The sequence below is a fragment of the Cellulomonas sp. P5_C6 genome, assembly GCF_054049635.1.
This window is the reverse complement of sequence record NZ_JBFULZ010000361.1, coordinates 1-1490: the sequence shown is the minus strand read 5'-3', so window position 1 is coordinate 1490 and position 1490 is coordinate 1. Positions and strand designations below refer to the sequence as shown.

Genomic DNA, 1490 nt, shown 5'->3' with positions numbered 1-1490 from the left:
GCCAAGGCGTGGAACGACGAGTTCGCCGTCCCGGTGATGGCCGAGGTCCGCGCCGGCGGCAAGGGTGCGGTGACGGCGGACGAGATCGAGCAGGGCCGGGTGCTCTTCGACGAGGCCCGGGTGGCCGCCGAGAGCTACACGGACCTGCTGCGCGAACGTCGCCAGGACGCGCTCGACGAGCTGCACGTGTGGACCACGATCGCGGGGGCCACCGTCGGCGTGCTGGTCCTGGCGGCAATCGCGCTCGGCATCTCGCTGTGGGTGACGCTGCGGCGCTGGATCCTCGAACCCCTGGACTCCCTGGCCTCCGACGCGCGCGCGGTGTCGTCGGGCGACCTCCTGCACCCCGTGGAGACCGTCGGGCCCGGCGAGATCGCCGCGCTCGCGGGCGACGTCGAGAGGATGCGCGTGGCGCTCGTCGACCAGCTGCAGGTGCTGGAGACCTCGCGCGCCGAGATCGAGGGCGCCCACGAGCTGCTCACCGAGCAGGCCGAGGAGCTGCGCCGCTCGAACCGCGACCTCGAGCAGTTCGCGTACGTCGCCTCGCACGACCTGCAGGAGCCGCTGCGCAAGATCGCGAGCTTCACCCAGCTGCTGCAGAAACGCTACGGCGGCCAGATGGACGAGCGCGCCGACCAGTACATCGCGTTCGCGGTCGACGGCGCCAAGCGCATGCAGCAGCTCATCCAGGACCTCCTGGGCTTCTCCCGCGTGGGCCGCGTCGGCGGTGAGGTCACGGACGTCGACCTCGGCGCGGCGCTCGACGTCGCGCTCGACAACCTGAGCGAGGCGGTCGCGGAGTCCGGGGCCGTGGTGACGCACGACGAGCTGCCGACCGTCCGCGGGGAGGAGCCGCTGCTGGTCCAGCTCTTCCAGAACCTCGTCGGGAACGCGGTGAAGTTCCGCCACCCCGACCGGCTGCCGGCGGTCCACCTCAGCGCGCGACGCGTGGCAGACTCCTGGGAGCTCGAGTGTCGAGACAACGGCATCGGGATCGACCAGCAGTACGCGGAGCGGGTGTTCGTCATCTTCCAGCGGCTGCACCCCAAGGACGTCTACGAGGGCACCGGCATCGGGCTCTCGTTGTGCAAGAAGATCGTCGAGTTCCACGGCGGTCGCATCTGGATCGAGCAGCCTGACGGCGTGGGCACCAGCATCCGCTGGACCCTGCCGGCTGCCGACGACCACACCTGAGCGGAGTGCCCCTGTGCCCACGAGCACCAAGATCATCGACGTCCTCCTGATCGAGGACGACCCCGGTGACGTCCTGATGACCCGCGAGGCGTTCGAGGACAACAAGCTGCGCAACCGCCTGTCGGTCGTCTCGGACGGCGTCAGCGCCCTGGAGTTCCTGCGCAAGGAGGGTGAGCACGTCGAGGCACCGACGCCCGACCTGATCCTGCTCGACCTCAACCTGCCCCGGATGGACGGCCGCGAGGTCCTGCAGGCCCTCAAGGCCGACGACGGCCTGCGCTCCATCCCCGTCGTCG

2 protein-coding genes are annotated in these 1490 nt (G+C 70.4%); both read left to right on the top strand.

Annotated features, from left to right (window positions below; genetic code table 11):
- Window positions 1–1194: sensor histidine kinase (locus ACXJKG_RS21130; RefSeq protein WP_456847675.1), on the top strand; the 1194-nt coding region annotated here is incomplete at its 5' end.
- Window positions 1195–1270: 76 nt separating this feature from the next.
- Window positions 1271–1490 (top strand): response regulator (locus ACXJKG_RS21125; protein WP_456847676.1); only part of this gene is annotated, 220 nt, incomplete at its 3' end.